Origin of the sequence: Paenibacillus montaniterrae (assembly GCF_018403185.1) — a bacterium.
GTDB classification, from domain to species: domain Bacteria; phylum Bacillota; class Bacilli; order Paenibacillales; family Paenibacillaceae; genus Pristimantibacillus; species Pristimantibacillus montaniterrae.
This window is the reverse complement of sequence record NZ_BOSE01000072.1, coordinates 1-227: the sequence shown is the minus strand read 5'-3', so window position 1 is coordinate 227 and position 227 is coordinate 1. Positions and strand designations below refer to the sequence as shown.

Annotated in this window: 1 rRNA gene; it reads left to right on the top strand. The window is 48.5% G+C overall.

Annotation, left to right across the window (positions count from 1 at the left end):
• Window positions 1–227 (top strand): 23S ribosomal RNA (locus KJS52_RS27220); the annotation flags it as partial.

Below are 227 nucleotides of genomic sequence, written 5' to 3'. Positions count from 1 at the left end.
CATTTAAAGAGTGCGTAATAGCTCACTGGTCGAGTGACTCTGCGCCGAAAATGTAACGGGGCTAAACACACCACCGAAGCTATGGCATGTACCGTAAGGTACTTGGGTAGGGGAGCGTTGAATATAGGTTGAAGTCAGACTGTGAGGACTGGTGGACTGTATTCAAGTGAGAATGCCGGTATGAGTAACGAAAAGATGGGTGAGAATCCCATCCGCCGAAAGCCTAA